We start from the raw sequence: 19672 nt of genomic DNA on the forward strand, positions 1-19672 counted from the left end.
GCCCAAAACGAACCAAAAGGCTAGCGCTCCGCTCCTCGGCGACCCAAAACCGTTTTGACGGCTGAATCAAACACACGGGCTATCGCCCCGTTTGATTCTACGCCGCCTGCAACGGATTGGGTACCCCGCCTGCGTCACTAATGCGCGAGGGCTGACGCACGCGGGGCTAAAGCATGAAGAGCCTCTGTCCTGTCGCCGCATCGCGGTCACGGCCTCGTCCCGCAGGCGGGGCACCCAATCCGTAAAGCGGAGGTGTAGGGCAAAATATGGTAGCTGCTATACACGGCTGATAATCCGGCTAGAGATGATTCCGTATTATTTTGCCCCACCGCAGCTGCGGTTTTGGGTCGCCAAAGGGATGCAGCCTTGATTTTTGTAACTTTTTATCAAGAAAAAGTTAAGAAAAACAAGCCGGCTGGCGCGTTAGAAAAAATAGAACAATTTTATACTACAATATACTGTCTCTACTAATTGGCATTAACAAATAAAAGAAAGTATTATCCATTACTTAAAAGTCGTGACAACTAATCCATAAGAGAATGTTAAAATCTGACAAATCTGACACTTTTCTTAATCTTTTCGGTTGTCATATTTTTCTTCTTTTTGTGTTCGGCTTTTCTTTTTTGCGAAGAAGTCAGCTTTTTCATACTCCTTTCTATATACTCCTTTTTCGGAGGGAAATCTGTAATAGATTCAACACAGGTTTCTAATATTTCTTCTGCCGATTCTTCTTTTTCCTCTAAAGTTTCGGGTTCATCTTTAATCGGGTTCATCTTTAATTATGTATCCTCCGGCGAATTTCTCCTCCCCTTGGGGAGACCGGGAGGGGCTATCCTTCTTATCCTGCCTTTCCAGCAACATCTTTATTGTTTTCAGGTCGGGAGGGCATTCTTTCTTCGTTATCGTTTTTTGTTTAAAGACAACTTCCCCTGTATATTCATCAGGAACATAAATATCCTTTTCTACTGTTGTATAATAGCCTTCGAGTTTCTTTTTCAGTGAAGCCTGTACCATTGTTATCATTTCAGCTTCGCGGTGTGCCATCGCCTCTTCTATCTCCCGGCGAAATTCCTCTTTTGTATCCATCCAGTAGTAAAAAGTCTGACGGCTGATGCCTGTTGCCTTACATACCTGCGATACTGTGAAAAACTCGTCTTCTATCAGGCTTACAATTTTTTCTGTTAATTCTGCTCCATACTTTGCCATAATGTTTTTTATGGTATAGATAAACGGGATTTCTATTCATGCAAAATTTTAACAGTTGTTGAATATCGAATATCCCGAACGGGAGATACCCCTGCTCGCACAAAGTTGTGAATATAAAGAGTACAAACAGAAAATGATATTTTTGTCATGTACGATGAGCCTTTACGGCATCAATAAAAACCTGCCACTTTTCAATCTTTTCGGCAAGTGTCATCCGTGCATTGGCGGGGCTGGGAGAAGGCAGTGTAATAAATATCCTGTTTTCATCGAAGCCGACATATCTTCTATAAAATTCTTCAGCCTTCTTGCTTGTAAAAAAGATGTGTTTAATCTGAGGATATTTTCTGAAAAACTTTTTGAAATCGTTCGGCTTTTCATTCTTAATACTGCTATCGAGGCTTCCTGTTCCTTCGCATGATTCAAGAACATCCCAGATAGCGATATTATTCTCTTCAAGCAAAGCATTTTTTTCTGCATAGCTGTCCGGCAACGGCTTGTCAAATAAAGTGAAAATAATCTTCCAAAACTGGTTGCTTTTATGTCCGTAACGTTCCTGTTTACGCAAAGACTCTTCGCTGGGCATCGTCCCCAGAATCAATATTCGCGATTTTTCGTTGGCTATTGGTTCAAAAGCTATTTTTCTCATCCTTTTAGCTGCAAGTTAACTGAATAAAATGTAATTTTTCAATCTCTTGTTAACCGAATCGTCATTTTATCCCATGCATCATTTTCATCAAACGCTTTGACAAAAAGAACAGAATCACAGACGCTGCCCCGGCCATAAATACGAAGAGCATAAAGAAATCATAGAGATTGGAGATTCTGTATCCCATAAATACTTTCGGATTCTCCAACTGTTGTTTTTCCAGTGAATTTTGTATTTCAGCTTTCAAAGTTTTATCCTCTACTTTATAGAACATTATCCGGTCGAAAGGAATGACTTTTGCCCCGTCTTTTTCGGTAATATCCTTCTCAAACTCTTCGGGTAACAAAGTTAAGGTATTTTCTTTTTCCACCGATTGCACTGCTGCCAGTTCGATAAGCGGCTCTGGATAATAGCTGCTCAATGTGCCCGAAAATTTATTGGCAGCCGATGTACTCATATACCAGATTGCCATCAGCAGAGAGGCAAATCGTATTGGAGCCAGTTTATTCACCATCGACAATCCTATCGGGGATAAACAGAGTTCACCGAATGTATGTATGGTGTAAAGGCTTATCAGCCAGATCATGCTTACTTTTATACCCGGCGCAAGGCCTTTCACGCCAAAAGCGATGATCAGGTAACCGATTGCCAGCAGGAATAAACCTATCGACTGTTTATAAGGGGAGGCAGGCTCTTTTCCTTTTTTGCTCAGCTTTGTCCAGATGGCGACAAAGACAGGTGCGAAGATGATAATGGCAACAGCATTTACCGACTGGAAATAAGATGTCGGTATAGTCCAGTCAAACAACCATACATACCTGTCGGTTTGCTCTTCCGCAAAATAGGTCAACGATGCCCCGGCCTGTTCGAATGCCGACCAGAAGAATATCACGAAAAAAGCGATAATATAAATTACCCAGATACGCGACCTCTCTATTTTAGTCAGTGACGGGTCCGATATTACATATCCGGGCGCCGCAATAGCGAGAGAAAATATAATAGACCCTATGATATCGGTCTTCAACACCGTATAAAGCAAAACAAATAAACCAATCCAGACTGTACCCCATATAACGGACAGTTTGATTGTCGACTTATTCTTTGCTACAGCCGGAGTGTCTCCTTCGGGTTTCTTCTCTGCTTCCATCCGCCGTGTGTCCCGGCTATTAGGAATGACACCTATCGCCTCTCCCTCCGGAGTTCGGAGGTATTTATCTTTTAAGAGGATAAAAACAACAACACCGAGCAACATACCGATGCAGGCGGCAAGAAACCCCCACTTAAAGTCGGCCGGATGCCCCGTATCTCCTAAGACTCCACAAACAATGGGGGCAAAGAACGATCCGGTATTCACTCCCATATAGAAGATCGTATAGGCCGAGTCCTTCCGTTTATCATCCGGCTTGTACAATTGTCCCACCATGGTAGAAATATTAGGCTTGAAGAAGCCATTGCCGAATATAAGGAATCCCAACCCCGAAAACATCAGTGTGGTAGCCAGCTCCACGTTCTCGAAATAACAGCCGGAAAGAAACATAAGGAATTGTCCCATTGCCATGAGCAAAGCACCTGCTATGATAGAGCGGCGGTTTCCCCAATAGCGATCGGCAATGTATCCGCCAATCAGCGGAGTGAGGTATACAAGGCCTGTATAGCTGCCGTATATCTGCGCGCCATACGCCTTATCGAAGAGCAGCGCCTTTGTCATATACAATACAAAGAGAGCCCTCATTCCATAATAGCTGAACCGTTCCCACATCTCGGTGGCGAAGATCAGGTATAGTCCTTTGGGATGTCCTTTTGGAGTTGTTTCTATTTCGGGAGTCATTTATATAAAGTATATCTATTTAAAACCGGTAAAATAAAAAATCCGGTTGTTTTGAGGAACCGGATTTTCAGTTTTATTTTTTTATGTTTGGTAATTCCAGCCCATAACCTTTTTTCTTGTCCTCGCGTTTCAGCAGGAAAGCGACTATGAGGGCGAGTACGCCAAAACAGGTGAAGATAATCATGGGGAGAGTGTAGTCATACAGATTTACTGTTTTTCCATCAACTATACGCTGACCTGTAATGCAATATTTTTCCAACACAATGCCTATCACATACGGAACACCCATCAACCCCCAGTTCTGAACCCAGAAAATAAGAGCATACGCTGTTCCTAATTTATTTTCAGGGATAATTTTCGGTACAGAAGGCCACATCGCCGAAGGAACCAAAGAAAAACCAATTCCCAGAAGCACCATCAGGGCCGTAGCAAACCACCATACATTAAGGATGGGAGCAGCAAATAAAGAATGCACCACAATCAATAATAATGCCCCGATAATCATAATAGTAGCACCCTTACCTTTTTTATCATATATCCCACCAAAAAGCGGAGTAAGAAGTATTGCTCCGAAAGGAAGTATTGCTGGAATATTACCAGCAAATTCAGGTTCTACATTATATTTATTAATCATTAAATCCACTGCATATTTCAAAAATGGAAATACAGCTGAATAGAACAATACACATAAAAAGGCAATCAACCAGAAACCTTTATTTTTGACGATGAAGAGAATATCCGATACTTTAAATGGTTCTGACGGCTCTTCATTTGTCTCAGTGAGAGATTTATCAAGTTTCTTATCCATAACACAGAACACAAGATAAGAAATCAGCCCTACGCAAAGCAAAACCAATCCGAATAATATAGGAGCAGAGATATTACCAAAGTATTTTGCCATTGGAAATGCAGCCGACAAAGCCAGTGTTGTACCAATACGGGCAACCGAGACTTGCAACCCCATAGCCAGAGCCATTTCATGTCCTTTAAACCATCTTACAATAACTTTCGTTACTGTAATGCCGGCAATTTCAACACCCATACCAAAAATAGCGAATCCGATACTGGCGAGCATAACCTGTGAGTTTACACCTAAAAGAGTTCCCTCGAAAGTAGAGCCGTAAGCAACGGAGTAATATTTCAACGAGCATCCTGCAACCATCAGAATACATGCACCTAAGCCTGTAAAACGAACACCCATTTTATCGAGAATAATCCCTCCAAAAATAAGCATAAGAAGAAATACATTGAACCAGCCATAAGCACTGGTAAAAAATCCGTAATCGGAACTTTGCCATCCAAATTCACTTTCCAGTAAAGGTTTCAACGGAGCCATAACATCTGTTATGAAGTAGCCGCAAAACATGGTTAGCGCTACAACACCCAGAACGGCAAATCGGGCTGCCTTCGAGTCGCTTAGTTTTTGTCTTAGTATTTCGGTCATTTTTTGCTTGATTAAGTGATTGTTTTAAATTTTTGCTAGGCAAAAGTATGTAAAAGAATTAGAAAAGTATAGTTTGACACCCTAAAACATAGACATTTGATACGTTAAATACATTAAAGAAATATTTCATGCGATATTATTTAATCGTAATCAGCTATTTTTATTGAAGCGACAAAAGTAATAAGTAGGCCGGTGACCCTAAGATTTAAATAAATTTTATATCCATTTGAACACTCATATTTCTATTAACCGTATCTTTGCTCTCAAAATGTATCGGAAATATGACACTGAAAGATAAACATATCGTATTAGGTATTACAGGCAGCATCGCGGCATACAAAGCAGCATCACTGGCCCGTCTTTTGATTAAGGCCGGCGCGGAAGTGCAGATCGTAATTACCCCGTCCGGGAAAGAGTTTATTACTCCCGTCACATTGTCGGCACTTACAGGAAAACCTGTCGTCAGCGAATTTTTTACCGCTAACGACGGTACCTGGCACAGCCATGTCGATCTCGGCCAATGGGCAGACCTCATGCTTATTGCTCCTGCAACAGCCTCCACCTTGGGTAAAATGGCGAATGGAGTAGCCGACAATATGCTCATTACTACATATATGTCGATGAAAGCGCCTGTGATGATTGCGCCCGCCATGGACTTGGATATGTTTGCCCATCCCGCAACATCCCGCAACCTCGAAATACTGCGCTCGTACGGAAACATTATTATCGAACCTGCTTCCGGAGAACTCGCAAGCCATCTGATAGGCAAGGGAAGAATGGAAGAACCGGAAAAAATTCTTGCGGCTGTCGAGGATTTCTTTACGAAGCAGGAAACCCTTTCAAAAAAAAAAATACTGATAACAGCCGGACCCACTTATGAACGGATAGACCCGGTTCGCTTTATCGGCAACTATTCATCGGGAAAGATGGGTTTTGCCCTTGCCGAAGAATGCGCAGGCCGGGGAGCTGAAGTTACCTTAATTGCAGGCCCTGTATCACTAAAGGTAAATCACCCTAACATTACACGTATAGATGTAGAATCTGCGGAAGAAATGTATAATGCTTCCGTAAAGGCTTTTCCTGCAATGGACGCGGCTATATTATGCGCGGCGGTTGCTGATTTCCGCCCCGAAGAGCAGTATGCGGAAAAAGTAAAGAGGAGCGGTGATATACTTAATATATCACTTGTACCAAACAAAGATATTGCGGCATCACTGGGTAAAATGAAAAAGGCAAACCAGCTTCTTGTCGGGTTTGCTTTGGAGACGAATGATGAGGAGAACAATGCACTGAAAAAGATTGTGAAGAAAAACCTCGATTTCATCGTACTTAACTCTTTAAATGATGCAGGAGCAGGATTCAAATACGATACAAACAAAATAGCAATACTCAACCGTAACGGAGAACGAAAAGACTTTGGCTTGAAATCGAAAAAAGACGTCGCTTCCGATATTATAGACGAAACCTTCCTCTAAACTCTTTTATCCGGCTGATAACCGGAAAACAAATCCTCCCTGTATTTGTTGATAATAAGATAACTAAACAAAACGACATTGTTTAATGACTAAAAAAGGGAAGAAGAGACTAAGGATCATACTTATCACACTTGCATTACTCATTGCAGGCGGATTTGGCCTTAACTGGTATCTGACCTATCAGTTGGAAGACAGCCTGAGGCAAAAATTCAGGGAAGAAGTTTCGAAAGCGACAAATGGCTTCTACAGTTTTTCATACGATCACCTTTCTGTCGGATTCTTTAGCGGGGAACTGATAATCAATGGGGTTGAACTCATTCCCGACTCGGTCGTTTTCGAAAAATGGAAAAACGGAGACAGTCTACCCGACCTCTACTACAAAGTAAAAATAGATAAGATTCACTTCAAAGGAATAAACCTTACATGGCGCAGGAATTATAAGAATCTGGATTTTAGCCTGTTCGAACTTAAATCTCCTGATATAAAAGTCTTTCAACCACAATTACATTCTTCTCTGAAATCATCATTAGATGGGCAACAAAATAAAGAGCGGGAAACATTATACCAGATGATCTCGACATATATAGATGTCCTGACCGTGAAGCAAATAAATTTGGGGAGCGCTAATATCTATTATATCGTCGAAGACTCTATTTCTCCGGTTCAATACGCACTTAGCGATGCAAATTTTAATGCTTACGGATTCAGGCTGGATAAGGATTCGTATTCATCGGGGAAATTACTCTATTGTGATAACTTTGAATTTACGGCAGACAAACCTCAGCAATTATTATACAGCAACCAGCTTATCCTGAATACAAGAAACATTAAGTTGAGTACAATTGACGAACTGGTACAGATAGAAGGCGTGCACCTGCATCCGACCGATGACTTCTGGGCGGGCAGGACGGAGAAAGCCGGCGCGTATCTGGATGCGACTATAAAATCGGTATTTATTAAAGGAGTTAAATTTAAACGGGAAAAGGCTTTGAATTATCTGAATGCCGACTCTTTCGATATTTCTTCCACAGATATTCAATATTATAGTGTGAAAGATAAATCTAACGCTCAGGATGGAGATTCTTTGAAGCAAAATAATGTGAACAATGATCAGACATGGTCCCTGTACAGTATTACATCACCGATTCTCCAAAGTGTATCCATTGGAAAAATCGGTATTGAAAAAACCAAGTTCCACTATACGTTTACTCAAGACGGCAGGTCTGACAAATATTCTTTAGAGCAATTTGATTTCCACGCAAAGAATTTCGTTATCGATTCCTTATCTGAAAAGCAAAAAAGATTCTGGTATGTCGATAATTTTGCCATGGAGGCAACCAATATAAAGGGACTCATTGCCAGCAATAATTCAAATGTAAATATAGCTGCCCTAACGCTCAACACAGAAAGTAAACACTTCAATATCTCTGATATAAGAGTTAATCCCATATCAACCGTAAATGCGCGAAAAGATTATTTTTCGGGTACTATAAAATCAATCCGGATCGATGGCCTGAATTACGACACAGGCGTCTCGGCAGAGCAACTCAAGATAGAATCGCCCAATATCAGGTATTTTAAAGTAAAAAAGAAGAATAAGCCGGATTCATCGAAAAAAGACGAAATAGAAATATCCGATGACGCTTTGGATATATTCAATCCTTATGCAAACTATTTATCTGTGAAAAACATAAATCTGACAAATGCGAATATTATTATACATGACTTAGGCTCTAAAGATAATTTCCGCTTGCAGAAACTGAATTTCTATGCGGTAAAATTCCTGATTGATGAAGGGACCCGAAAGACAGAAAAATACTTATTCACCTGCGACGATATCGGACTTTCATTTAAAGATTTCGACAACATTCTGCCGGGAAAGCATTACAGATTACAGATAAAAGATACCAATATTTCGACCTTAACGGGACTGTTACTATTGCGGGATGTAAAACTGATCCCTCAGGAAAATACATGGGATAAAGCTCCGGCAACTTATTACGATATCGATATCCCACTGATAAGGGTGAAAGGGTTCGACAACGACAGCTATCTGAATAAAGAAAAAGCGAAGATAAAATCCCTTGAAATTAATTCGCCGCGGATACAAATCATTAAAACCGCCAACTCAGCGATAAATAAGGATAATGAAACTTCTTCCTATAAAACAACTTCTGTTATAAAAAGTCTGGTTGCCGATAATATAGACCTAAAGAATGTGCAGGTATCTTATATCAACCGGGTATCCCGCGATAGCCTGCAAACAACATTACAGGCTTTACAGCTACATTCGTTACAATGGGATTTAAACAAGGATTTCAGAATAGATAAGTTTGTTCTAGAGTCTCCCAAAGTAGACTATATTGCGAAACAGATAGGTCCTCCCTCAGAGAACAATCTGCAAACGAAAGGTAATCGCGGGGATATAGACGAATTATTAAAAATCTTTGGAAAAAAAGTAACTATAGGAACGTTCACCCTCTCCAATGGAGCATTTAATATCCAAAAGCCGGAAATCAATTTCAAAGCCGAATTGGAGGATTTTAATTTATCCGGTATTGATTGGAATCACCTGACTGGAAAATCATTCCTGGACATGGCTTCTGTCAACATAACAAAACCGACTCTGGATATAAGAAAGAGTAATTCCGGCGATAGTATTCCGGTACAGAAAAAAGAATCTTCGGATACCGACCTGTATTCTTCATTGCGCCCGTATATAAATAAATTATCAATTAAGAAATTCAATCTGGCAGACGCACATATAAACTACGAGCATTCTCCGGATGGAAAGCAACAAAAACAACAAACAGTAAATACGACTAATCTTGTCCTGTCGGGATTCTTCATCGATGCCGATGCCCGGAAAGTAGACATGGAAGATATCCGCTTTAATACTAATAACCTGCACTTCCCAATTATGGATGGCTTCTATACAATTGATATAGGAGAGATAGATATAAACAAGAGAAATGCGAGTTTGGCTCTTTCGGGTATAAAAATGACATCTGCTTACCCCAAAATGGACTTTGCTTATAAGCATCCGACACACATGGATTGGTTCGATGTCACCACAGGGAATATCAGCCTTTCGGGCGTCGATTACCAACGCTATTTCTCAGATAATATACTGGAAGCTAAGCAACTTGTAGTAAAAGACGTTATGCTTCAGAATTTGAAAAATAAAAAGATATATACACCGCCTAAACTCCAACCTCTTATTTATACAAAATTATATGATCTTCCGTTCCGGATATCTATAGATACGACCGATGTTTCCAATTTCTCTGTTATATATGAAGAATTGCCTAAGAATGGAACTGTACCGGGGCAAATTTCATTCATGGGGATGAACGCCCGTATAGACGGACTGACCAACATAGCCTTACATCCTCAGCAATACATGCATCTCAATGCAAACGGCAACCTTATGGGGACAGGTTATTTTACTGCAAAATGGGATATGTCTGTCAGCCCCGATTATGACTGCTTTGTTTTGGATGCACATTTGCATCGCTTCGATTTGCGTGACCTGAACCGGATTATAACCCCATTGGCCAAAGCGGAAATAACGAGTGGGACACTCAAAGATTTGACTTTCAGGACAGAAGCGTCAAGCATGAATGCATCTGTAGGAATGAAATTCCTCTACAATGATTTAAGGATAAATATACTGAAAGGCGATGACCCGGAGTCTTCAAATAAATTTGTCACTAATATAGCAAATGCATTCCTGCGGTCAAACAATCCGAACAAAGAGAGTTCAAAACCACGTGAACCCTATCTCTATATAGAAAGAGACCCATATCATTCAACATTTAATTATTTCTGGCAGATATTGCAACCTGCCGTTGTGGAATCCGTCGGTGTATCCCAGAAAAAACAGAATTTTGCGAAAAAAGTTACCGGTTTCTTCTCTAAAGTAAAAAACTTCTTCACAGGTAAAAAAGATAACAAGCCTTCTATATCGCAGGAAGATATAAGACCGGAAGTACTTAAATAAGATCATTTATAAAAAAGCCGTCCCTGCCATGTCTCCCTTTCTGCAAATCTCTTCAGAACTTTAGCGGTGAATTCGAAATTTTTCAAGCCCCAATCGGGAGCGATAAGTAGCTGTTTAGGTGACTGCGAAATAAAACGCTCGATAATAAAATCAGGATTTAGCCTTTCCGAAAAATCAATGATTAAGTCGATATAATCATCTACATCAAACAGGTTGAACCATTCGGGATACTCACGATATTGCTTTGCCATAACCGTTCCCTTTATCAGCTGTAACTGATGTAATTTTAGCGTAGTCAGGGGAAGTTTAGATACTTCATCGGCGTGTGCCAATATCTGATCTCGACTCTCGTTGGGCAGTCCCAATATGAGATGGGCACCTGTATAAATACCTTTCGCGGCTGTTTTATGGATAGCGTCCACACTTTCGGCATGCGTATGCCCGCGGTTGATAAATTCGAGAGTAGAATCGAGTGTCGACTCCAATCCATATTCTATTACAAGGAATGTTCGCTTATTCAGTTCTGCGAAATAATCGAGTAATTCGTCAGGCATACAATCGGGGCGGGTACCTATTATCAGCCCCACGACGCCGGAATATGAAAGGGCTTCCTCATATAACGAAATCAGCTTATCGATACTGTCATATGTATTTGTGTAGGACTGAAAATAAGCAAGGTATTTCATTTCGGGATACTTGTAGGAGAAGAAAGCGATGCCATCCCTCAACTGGTCGCTTACGCTACGCTGTTTTCCTCCATATCCGGGACTAAAACTCTGATTGTTGCAGTATGTGCACCCGCCTACAGCTTTCGAGCCATCACGGTTTGGGCATGTAAACCCCGCATTAATCGAGATTTTCTGAACTTTAAAAGGGAAATGTTTGGACAGAAGAGTTCCAAATTCTTTATAATATCTATTATCCATTAGTCGTATTCGAATCTGTGTGCAAAGGTAACAATAAGGTCCGACGTTTTGTTTCTTAGCATGTTATTTATATTTAAGGAAGGAGTAAGAGAGTACATATTTCTTTTACAGAATACTTAGTCAGACAATGTCAAAAATCTCTTCTAATAATTTCATCCGTTATACCCTCCGAACAAAAATTTCCCTTTTGTAATTCGCTGCTTTTTCCGTAACTTGTCACCAATTTTTAATTTATCCCGATGAAATTATTTCTATTAGACGCTTACGCATTAATATACCGTTCATATTATGCTTTTATCAAAAGTCCCAGAGTAAACTCGAAAGGGCAGAATACATCCGCGGTATTCGGATTTGTGAATACACTGGAAGAATTGCTTCGTAAGGAAAACCCGACGCATATAGCCGTTGCATTCGACCCGCCCGGCGGTACCTTCCGGCACGATGCCTACGAACTCTACAAAGCTCAACGACAGGAAACACCCGAAGATATACGAGCAGCAGTACCTCTTATTAAGGAAATTATAGCCGCTTATAATATCAAGGAACTGGAAGTCGCCCGCTATGAGGCGGATGATGTAATCGGTACAATCGCAAAGAAAGCCGAGAAGGAAAACTTCGATGTGTATATGATGACCCCCGACAAAGATTACGGGCAGCTAACCAGCGACCATATATTCATGTATAAGCCGAAGTTTGCAGGAACAGGATTTGACACGCTCGATGCCAAGGCAATCATGGAAAAGTATGAACTGTCATCTCCCGGACAGATGATAGATCTACTCGGGCTAATGGGCGATGCCTCCGATAACATACCCGGATGTCCGGGTGTGGGGCCAAAAACCGCGCAGAAATTACTGGAGGAATATGGTACCATTGAAAATCTGCTCGAGCATACAGCCGATCTGAAAGGCACACTGAAGTTAAGATTGGAAGAAAACAAAGAACAAATTATTTTCTCTAAATTCCTGGCAACCATCAAAACGGATGTTCCTATCGAATTCAATAAGAATGAGTTTAAACGTCAGGAAATCAACGCTGAGAAGCTCTCTAACTTGTTTGAAGAACTGGAGTTCAGAACACTTATAAACCGTGTATTGAAAAAAGACGGCACTCCAGCAAATCCTGTACGGATAACAACCACGCACGAAGCTATACAAGGCGATCTATTCGCGGAATTACTGCCACCAAAAGCCGAGTCGGCGGATACAGTCAACTATTCAGGATTGCAGGAACTGAAGGATATCCCACATACTTATCATTTAGTAGAAAAAGACGATGAAATCGCCAATTTAGCAAAAACAATAGCCTCACAACAATCTTGTTGCTTCGATACGGAAACCACAGGACTTGATCCGAATGTGAGCGAACTGGTGGGTATGTCATTCGCTTTCAGGGAAGGAGAAGCCTACTATGTGCCTGTACCTGCGGATTTTGAAAAGGCCAAAGCCATTGTAGAGCAATTCAGGCCGTTTTTCGAGAATGGGGAAACAGAGAAAATAGGACAGAATATAAAATACGACATCATTGTATTGAAGAAGTATGGCATCCATGTGCGGGGCAGGCTCTTCGATACCATGATTGCACACTACCTCATCAATCCGGAGTTGCGTCATAATATGGATTATATGGCAGAGACTTATCTGAAATATAAAACCATCCATATCGACGAACTTATAGGATCGAGGGGTAAAAACCAGCTCAATATGCGGAGCCTGCGTCCCGACCAGATAAAGGACTATGCCTGCGAGGATGCCGATATTACACTGAAGCTTAAAGCAATACTTGAAAAGGCTATAGAAAAACAGGATTTAGGTAAATTGCTATATGATATAGAATTACCATTGATCTATGTGCTTGCCGATATGGAATATACCGGTGTACGCCTCGATAAAACGGCGTTAGCCGAATATTCAAAAACGCTGACACTAGAGTTGCAAGGGATAGAATCGGAAATATATAAAGCTGCTGAACAGGAGTTCAATATCAATTCTGCTAAGCAGGTAGGTGAAGTTCTTTTCGATAAACTCAAGATTGTAGAGAAACCGAAAAAAACCAAAACAGGCCAGTATGTGACCAGTGAAGAAACACTGGAAAGCATGAAAGATGCTCATTCCATTGTAGGTAAGATCCTCGAATACCGTGGACTGAAAAAATTGTTGAGCACCTATATCGATGCATTGCCTCTGCTTGTAAGTCCGCTCGATGATAAACTGCATACATCTTATAACCAAACGGTAACTGCAACAGGGCGGTTAAGTTCGAGCAATCCGAATCTGCAAAATATACCGATCCGCGACGCGCAGGGGAAAGAAATACGCAAGGCATTCATTGCAGATGAGGCGTGTATCTTCTTCTCGGCCGACTATTCACAGATTGAACTCCGCATAATGGCACACCTGAGCCAGGACCCTACAATGATCGATGCGTTCAACAGCGGAGAGGATATTCACGCCGCTACTGCTGCCAAAATATATAAGATCCCGATCAGCGAAGTAACAGGCGATATGCGCCGTAAAGCTAAGACTGCCAACTTCGGTATCATTTATGGCATATCGGTTTTCGGATTAGCGGAACGCTTATCTATCCCTCGCGGAGAGGCCAAAGAATTGATAGACGGCTATTTTGCCACTTATCCGAAGGTAAAGGAGTACATGGACAAGAGTATATCCGTAGCCCGTACAAATAATTATGTGGAAACTGTTTTCGGCCGTAAACGCTATCTGCCGGACATTAATTCACGGAATACGACTGTACGCGGATATGCCGAACGAAACGCGATAAACGCGCCTATACAAGGAAGTGCCGCCGATATTATCAAAGTGGCGATGAATCGTATATTCGACCGTTTTGAACGGGAAAATATCAAATCGAAAATGATCCTGCAAGTACATGACGAATTGAACTTCAATGTGGAAAGCAATGAACTGGATAAAGTGCAGAAGATAGTGATAGAGGAAATGGAAAATGCCTATAAGCTGGTCGTTCCATTGAAAGCTGATTGTGGAAAAGGGAAAAACTGGCTGGAGGCGCATTAATTACAAACAGTGTCTGATGCATGAATATCGATAACCTATTGAGGGAAATACAATCGAATAAGAAAAGCCAATATTGCATATTCTTTGCGGTTTTGGTTTTTCTCACATTGTTCATGATGTTTTGCTTCGGTTCGTCGTCTTCCTATTCCGGTTTCGATTTCAGTTTTCATTACAGACGGTTGTACACATTGATTGACGCATTAGAACATGGAGTTTACCCTTCGTTTTATGTCGATTTCGGCAATGTGGACGGATATGGTTATTTCACCAAAGGATTCTATTCCGATATCATCATGGTTCCCTTTGCCCTTATAGGCACTTTTACAAGTGTGTATTTCGCTTACGATCTGATGGTGTTTACTATGACCATCCTGTGCGGCGTATTTATGTATCACACAGTCAATGTCGTTTACAAAAGCTCATATACCGCATCCATAGCAGCTATACTCTATACCTTTGCCGTTTACCGCCTGTACGATTTTTATCAACGGGGGGCGCTGGCCGAAGCCTTGTCTTTTACATTCCTGCCCATCGTATTCCTCGGAGTTTACTATATCATAAAAGGTGATTACAGGAAGTGGTATGTAGTTGCTATCGGCTACAGCCTGCTTATATATACGCACGCCATTGCATCGGTGCTGATGTTTGTCTCACTGTTTATCCTGTTGATAATCTATTCCAAATCATTAATAAAAGAGCCTAAACGCCTTCTCTATCTTATTTTAGCGGGTGTAGCAACTATCGCTATCACATCTTACTATACTTTCCCGATGCTGGAACAATTGTCGTCCGATTCCTTCTATCTGAATACGCATAGTCCGGGAGGGGGAGCCGGATATGGAAAGGTAGGGTTTGACTATATATTATGGGGATTTATTAGTGGATTAGCCTATCCGGAAAAAGAACTGTGGACGGGGGTTGGCATTGTGCTTACACTGCTTCTGTTTTTTCGCTTTTTCATTAAAAGAAAAAAAGATGATAAGCTGAAAAGTGTGGATATTGGCGTAATAATCGGAATATGCTTTATCATAGCCATTTCTCGTATTTTTCCCTGGGGACGGTTTCCGTTCAGCTTACTTTCTTTCATACAATATCCGTGGCGGCTATATGAATTTGTATCTTATTTCTTTGCCATAGCGGGAGCCTATTATTTATCTTTGGTAATTATAAAGAATAAGCAGCGGTTGATAGCTTCTGTAATAATTATTCTTGTAACAATGGCAACAATATATGTGCAAAGCGAGAACTATAAATCTCACGATTCATCGAAGGATTTACCGGCCGATGTAAGAACTTTAGCATTAGAACCGACATACGAGAACGGATATAGGCTCATCGGACGCGAATATTTACCGTCTGCATTGGAAGACATTCATTATTCCCACACCAGAGGAGAGAAAGTAGAAGGAAAGGACGAAAGTACTATAATCAGCAATCTGAGGCGCGAATATAATACAGTCGTATTTAATGTATCGTTAAATAAACCGGATACCCTGACACTGCCTCTACTTTATTACCTCGGGTACACAGCTACCCTCAACGGGGAAGAATTGCATGTAATGCAAGGTCACATGGCCTTTGTAAATATACCTGTAAATGAATCGGGAGAAGTAAGAACCTGGTATGGAGGAACAACGATTCAAAGAATAAGTATATACATATCTCTGATAAGTATATTATCTTTGTGTGTTTATATAACTTTACTAAACAGAAAAAAGAAAAATGGACTGGTTCAGCCGCATCCCCGATAAGATAGCAACAAATAAGAAAAGCCACTTCTGGTTGTTCTTTGCTTTACTATTGTTTCTTTCGGCGGTGATGATGTATCTATACCAGCCGCTTTGCCCGGGGCAGGATTTTTTCTTTCATTACAGACGGTTACAGGCTTTGATGGATGGGGTGAAAACGAGCCCTATGCTTATCTATCTCGACTATAACGCCATCGATGGATACGGTTATTTCACAAAAGCATTCTATCCCGACTTCGTGCTGATTCCTTTCGCACTCATCGGCAATCTGACAAATCTTGAGTTTGCTTATCAGTTTATGGTATTTACAATGACGGTCTTATGCGGGGTATTTACATATATCACTGTAAATCGTATTTATAAAAAGCCGTTTGCCGCCGCAATAGCTGCTTTGCTATATACCTTCTGCATATACCGCTTACTGGATTTGTATCACCGGGCGGCACTGGGCGAAACGCTTACATTCACATTTATCCCGATTGTCTTCCTTGGGCTTTATCATATTATCAAAGGAGATTATAAAAAATGGTATATTCTGGCAATAGGCTTCAGCCTGATGATTTTCACTCACCTGATATCTTCCGTGCTGATGTTCTTCACCTTGCTTATATTCCTTATTATCTATTATAAATCGCTGATAAAAGAACCTAAACGATTTCTATACCTCGTAGTGGCGGGAATCACCACTCTTATAATCACAGCCTATTATCTTTTCCCGATGCTGGAACAGGCAATAACCACTACATTCTATTATGAAAGCCGCGAATTAATGGCAAAAACGCAGGACTCGGCACTCCCTTTCCATTGGATTATTTGGGGTATGTTTACAGGGATTGTTACACCAGCACAAGCCTTCATTCCGGGAGTAGGTTTTCTGCTTACAGGTGCTGCCGCGCTACGGTTGTTCGTTTATAAGAAATCACCTGAATTACGAAGTGCCGATATAGGGGTTATCATCGGATTGGTATATATTGTAGCCTCTTCCCCATTGTTCCCGTGGTCTGTTTTCCCGTTCAATAAGCTGAACTTTATACAGATGGCGTGGCGGCTCTTCGAATTCACAAGTTTCTTTTTTGCAGTTGCCGGAGGATATTATTTATCACTGATACTAAAATCGAGCAAACGAAAACTTGCAACAGCATTTACGGTTGTTATACTTTTAGTATTGATTATGACTAACGATGCCAAATCGTATGAAATGTATCGCTGTGGGCGTCCTATTACCCAAGTAGCTACATTCAATAATGACTACCATCTGGGCGGATTGGAATATATTCCGTCGAGCGTTCCGTCTATCGAGTACATGCACCAACGAGGGGATAGCATCGGGACGAAATATGAGGGAACCATTATTTCTAACAAGAATAAAGAAATGGGTATTACTTCATTCGATATAAGTATAAACAGCAATGAAGTGACCGAACTACCATTGATTTATTACAAAGGATATACTGCCACGCTAAATGATAAGGAAATACCGGTTACGGAAAGTGAAAACGGGTTAGTACAGCTGCCTATCGAACAATCAGGGCATATACAGGTATATTATGGAGGGACTGTTATTCAGAAAATAAGTTATTTTATAACACTTGCAGGTATCTTCGCAACCTGTATTTATATATTTTTGCAAAGGCGAAAACCGACAGAAGGAATTAACACGGACAATAAATGAATCTTCTAAGAGATATAGCCGATAAAATAGCTGCAAAAAAGAAAAGCCACTTTTGGATATTCTTTTTTGTACTGATACTCCTATCATTGGCTATGGTATATTTCTATCTTCCGTTCATCCCCGGGCACGATTCTTACTTTCATTTCAGGAGATTGCAGGCACTTATGGACGGCATAAAAGAAAGCCCGTTCCTCATCTATACGGATTATACAGCTATTGAAGGTTACGGCTATTTCACGAAAGGCTTTTATCCCGATTTTGTACTTATCCCATTTGCAATAATAGGAAATCTGACAAATCTGGATTTCGCTTACCATTTCACAGTATTTACAATGACGGTATTGTGCGGGGTGTTTACATATATAGCGGTCAATCGTATTTACAAAAGTTCGTATGCGGCAGCTATATCAGCCATTTTATATACATTCGCCCTGTATCGCCTGCTTGATGTATTTCACCGGGGAGCATTGGGAGAGGCTATCTCTTTCACATTCGTACCTCTGGCTATATTGGGTATCTATGAAATTATAAAAGGCGATTATAAAAAATGGTATATCCTTACCATTGCTTTCAGCCTGCTATTTTTCAATCATGCCCTGTCTACCCTGCTTATGTTCATAACTGTAGTAATATTAGTATTGATATATTACAAGTCTATTCTCAAAGAGCCGAAACGGATTAAATATCTGATCATAGCGGGTATTGTTACTATACCGGTAATCAGCTATGCATTATTTCCGATGATAGAACAGTTGAGTTCCAATTCTTTCTATTATGAAATGAACCCGCTGATGTCGATGGAGGACTCACTATTAGGAACTTCAGCCATTATTTCAGGCTTATTTATGGGCATTATATATCCTTTGCGGACGTTCACCCCGGCCATCGGCTTATTACTGACATGTGGTATTTTATTACGGTTATTTGTATCCGGAAAATCCGCACGGTTAAAGAGTGTAGATACAGGCGTGATTATCGGGCTTGTATATGTGTGCATGTCCTCCTATTGGTTTCCGTGGTCTATGTTCCCTTTTAATAAGCTGGCCATAATTCAGATACCATGGCGGCTATACGAATTTGCATCGTATTTCTTTGCTGTTGCGGGTGGCTATTATCTGGCGTTGCTTCTGAAATCGAATCCGCGTAGATTGATAGCCGGTGGATTAGTCGTTATCTGTACTTTGTTTGTCCTGATGAATGATGCGAAACTGTATCATGACACAAGGATTACCGAAGATATAAAAAGAGAAGCATTACCGGAGAACCGTTATCACCTTATCGGCTTGGAGTACCTGCCTGTAAAGGTTCCATCGATAGAATACCTTATTGAAAGGGGTGATTCTGTAAAGAGCGGTCACAGCAATATTTCTAATCTGAAAAGAGATAAAGCCGTAATAACTTTCCATACTGAAACAAACCGTACAGATAATCTGGAATTACCCCTGATATACTACAAAGGATACACGGCGAAACTGAACGGTGAAAACATCTCTGTAAGCGAAAGTGACAACGGGCTGGTACAAATACCTGTAAATAAATCAGGCGACATAAAAGTGTATTACGGGGGAACAACAATCCAGAAACTGAGCTGGATAATAACCTTACTCAGTATCCTCAGCTTGTGTGTCTATATTTTCTTTTCTAAAAGAAAAATAAGTAGGGGCGAATAAATATTCGCCCGAAACAATC

Annotated in this window: 12 protein-coding genes; 6 read left to right on the forward strand and 6 right to left on the reverse strand. The window is 40.8% G+C overall.

Translation table 11 applies throughout. The annotated features are described in order from the left end of the window. Positions 1-542: 542 nt before the first annotated feature. The 5 genes from IR083_RS24680 to IR083_RS17590 all read right to left on the reverse strand — a co-directional run bounded on the left by IR083_RS24680 (position 543) and on the right by IR083_RS17590 (position 5124). Entirely contained in the window at positions 543-773 is a 231-nt protein-coding gene (locus tag IR083_RS24680) for a hypothetical protein (RefSeq protein ID WP_242052469.1), read from the reverse strand. Beyond that, positions 760-1206, reverse strand: coding sequence for a hypothetical protein (locus IR083_RS17575; RefSeq protein ID WP_242052470.1), 447 nt, complete (start codon positions 1204-1206; stop codon positions 760-762). The genes IR083_RS24680 and IR083_RS17575 overlap by 14 nt, the downstream gene beginning before the upstream one ends. Before the next feature lie 145 nt (positions 1207-1351). After that, positions 1352-1852: a DNA-deoxyinosine glycosylase gene (locus IR083_RS17580; RefSeq protein ID WP_006800306.1), complete on the reverse strand. Its 501-nt coding sequence runs from the start codon at positions 1850-1852 to the stop codon at positions 1352-1354. A 61-nt stretch (positions 1853-1913) separates the two neighbouring features. Then, positions 1914-3680 carry a peptide MFS transporter gene (locus IR083_RS17585; RefSeq protein ID WP_194225276.1) on the reverse strand — a complete coding sequence of 589 codons (1767 nt, stop codon included), beginning with the start codon at positions 3678-3680 and terminating at the stop codon, positions 1914-1916. A 73-nt stretch (positions 3681-3753) separates the two neighbouring features. Next, on the reverse strand, positions 3754-5124 hold the full coding sequence (locus IR083_RS17590) for an MFS transporter (protein ID WP_006800308.1): 1371 nt from the start codon (positions 5122-5124) through the stop codon (positions 3754-3756). Positions 5125-5405: 281 nt separating this feature from the next. On the opposite strand from IR083_RS17590, the gene coaBC reads away from it, so the two are divergent. Together coaBC and IR083_RS17600 are read left to right on the forward strand one after the other, a co-directional pair. After that, complete coding sequence (gene coaBC, locus IR083_RS17595; RefSeq protein WP_006800309.1) at positions 5406-6599, forward strand: bifunctional phosphopantothenoylcysteine decarboxylase/phosphopantothenate--cysteine ligase CoaBC; 1194 nt, start codon at positions 5406-5408, stop codon at positions 6597-6599. A gap of 85 nt (positions 6600-6684) precedes the next feature. Then, positions 6685-10602: a hypothetical protein gene (locus IR083_RS17600; protein WP_194225277.1), complete on the forward strand. Its 3918-nt coding sequence runs from the start codon at positions 6685-6687 to the stop codon at positions 10600-10602. A 2-nt stretch (positions 10603-10604) separates the two neighbouring features. On the opposite strand, the gene IR083_RS17605 is transcribed toward IR083_RS17600, so the two are convergent. Continuing rightward, positions 10605-11528, reverse strand: a complete 924-nt coding sequence (locus IR083_RS17605) for a TIGR01212 family radical SAM protein (RefSeq protein ID WP_006800311.1) — start codon at positions 11526-11528, stop codon at positions 10605-10607. A 239-nt stretch (positions 11529-11767) separates the two neighbouring features. Here IR083_RS17605 and polA point away from each other — a divergent pair, with 239 nt between their 5' ends. From polA to IR083_RS17625, 4 genes are read left to right on the forward strand one after another with little or no spacing between them, the layout of a single operon-like run. After that, positions 11768-14563 (forward strand): DNA polymerase I, encoded by a 2796-nt coding sequence (gene polA / locus IR083_RS17610; RefSeq protein ID WP_006800312.1) that lies wholly within the window; start codon positions 11768-11770, stop codon positions 14561-14563. Between the two features lie 20 nt (positions 14564-14583). Beyond that, entirely contained in the window at positions 14584-16314 is a 1731-nt protein-coding gene (locus IR083_RS17615) for a 6-pyruvoyl-tetrahydropterin synthase-related protein (protein ID WP_194225278.1), read from the forward strand. Then, complete coding sequence (locus tag IR083_RS17620) at positions 16286-17983, forward strand: 6-pyruvoyl-tetrahydropterin synthase-related protein (RefSeq protein WP_194225279.1); 1698 nt, start codon at positions 16286-16288, stop codon at positions 17981-17983. Before IR083_RS17615 ends, IR083_RS17620 begins: the two co-directional genes overlap by 29 nt. Next, on the forward strand, positions 17980-19653 hold the full coding sequence (locus tag IR083_RS17625; protein WP_194225280.1) for a hypothetical protein: 1674 nt from the start codon (positions 17980-17982) through the stop codon (positions 19651-19653). Before IR083_RS17620 ends, IR083_RS17625 begins: the two co-directional genes overlap by 4 nt. Positions 19654-19672 lie beyond the last annotated feature (19 nt).

This window comes from Dysgonomonas sp. GY75 (genome assembly GCF_015234155.1).
Classification (GTDB): domain Bacteria; phylum Bacteroidota; class Bacteroidia; order Bacteroidales; family Dysgonomonadaceae; genus Dysgonomonas; species Dysgonomonas gadei.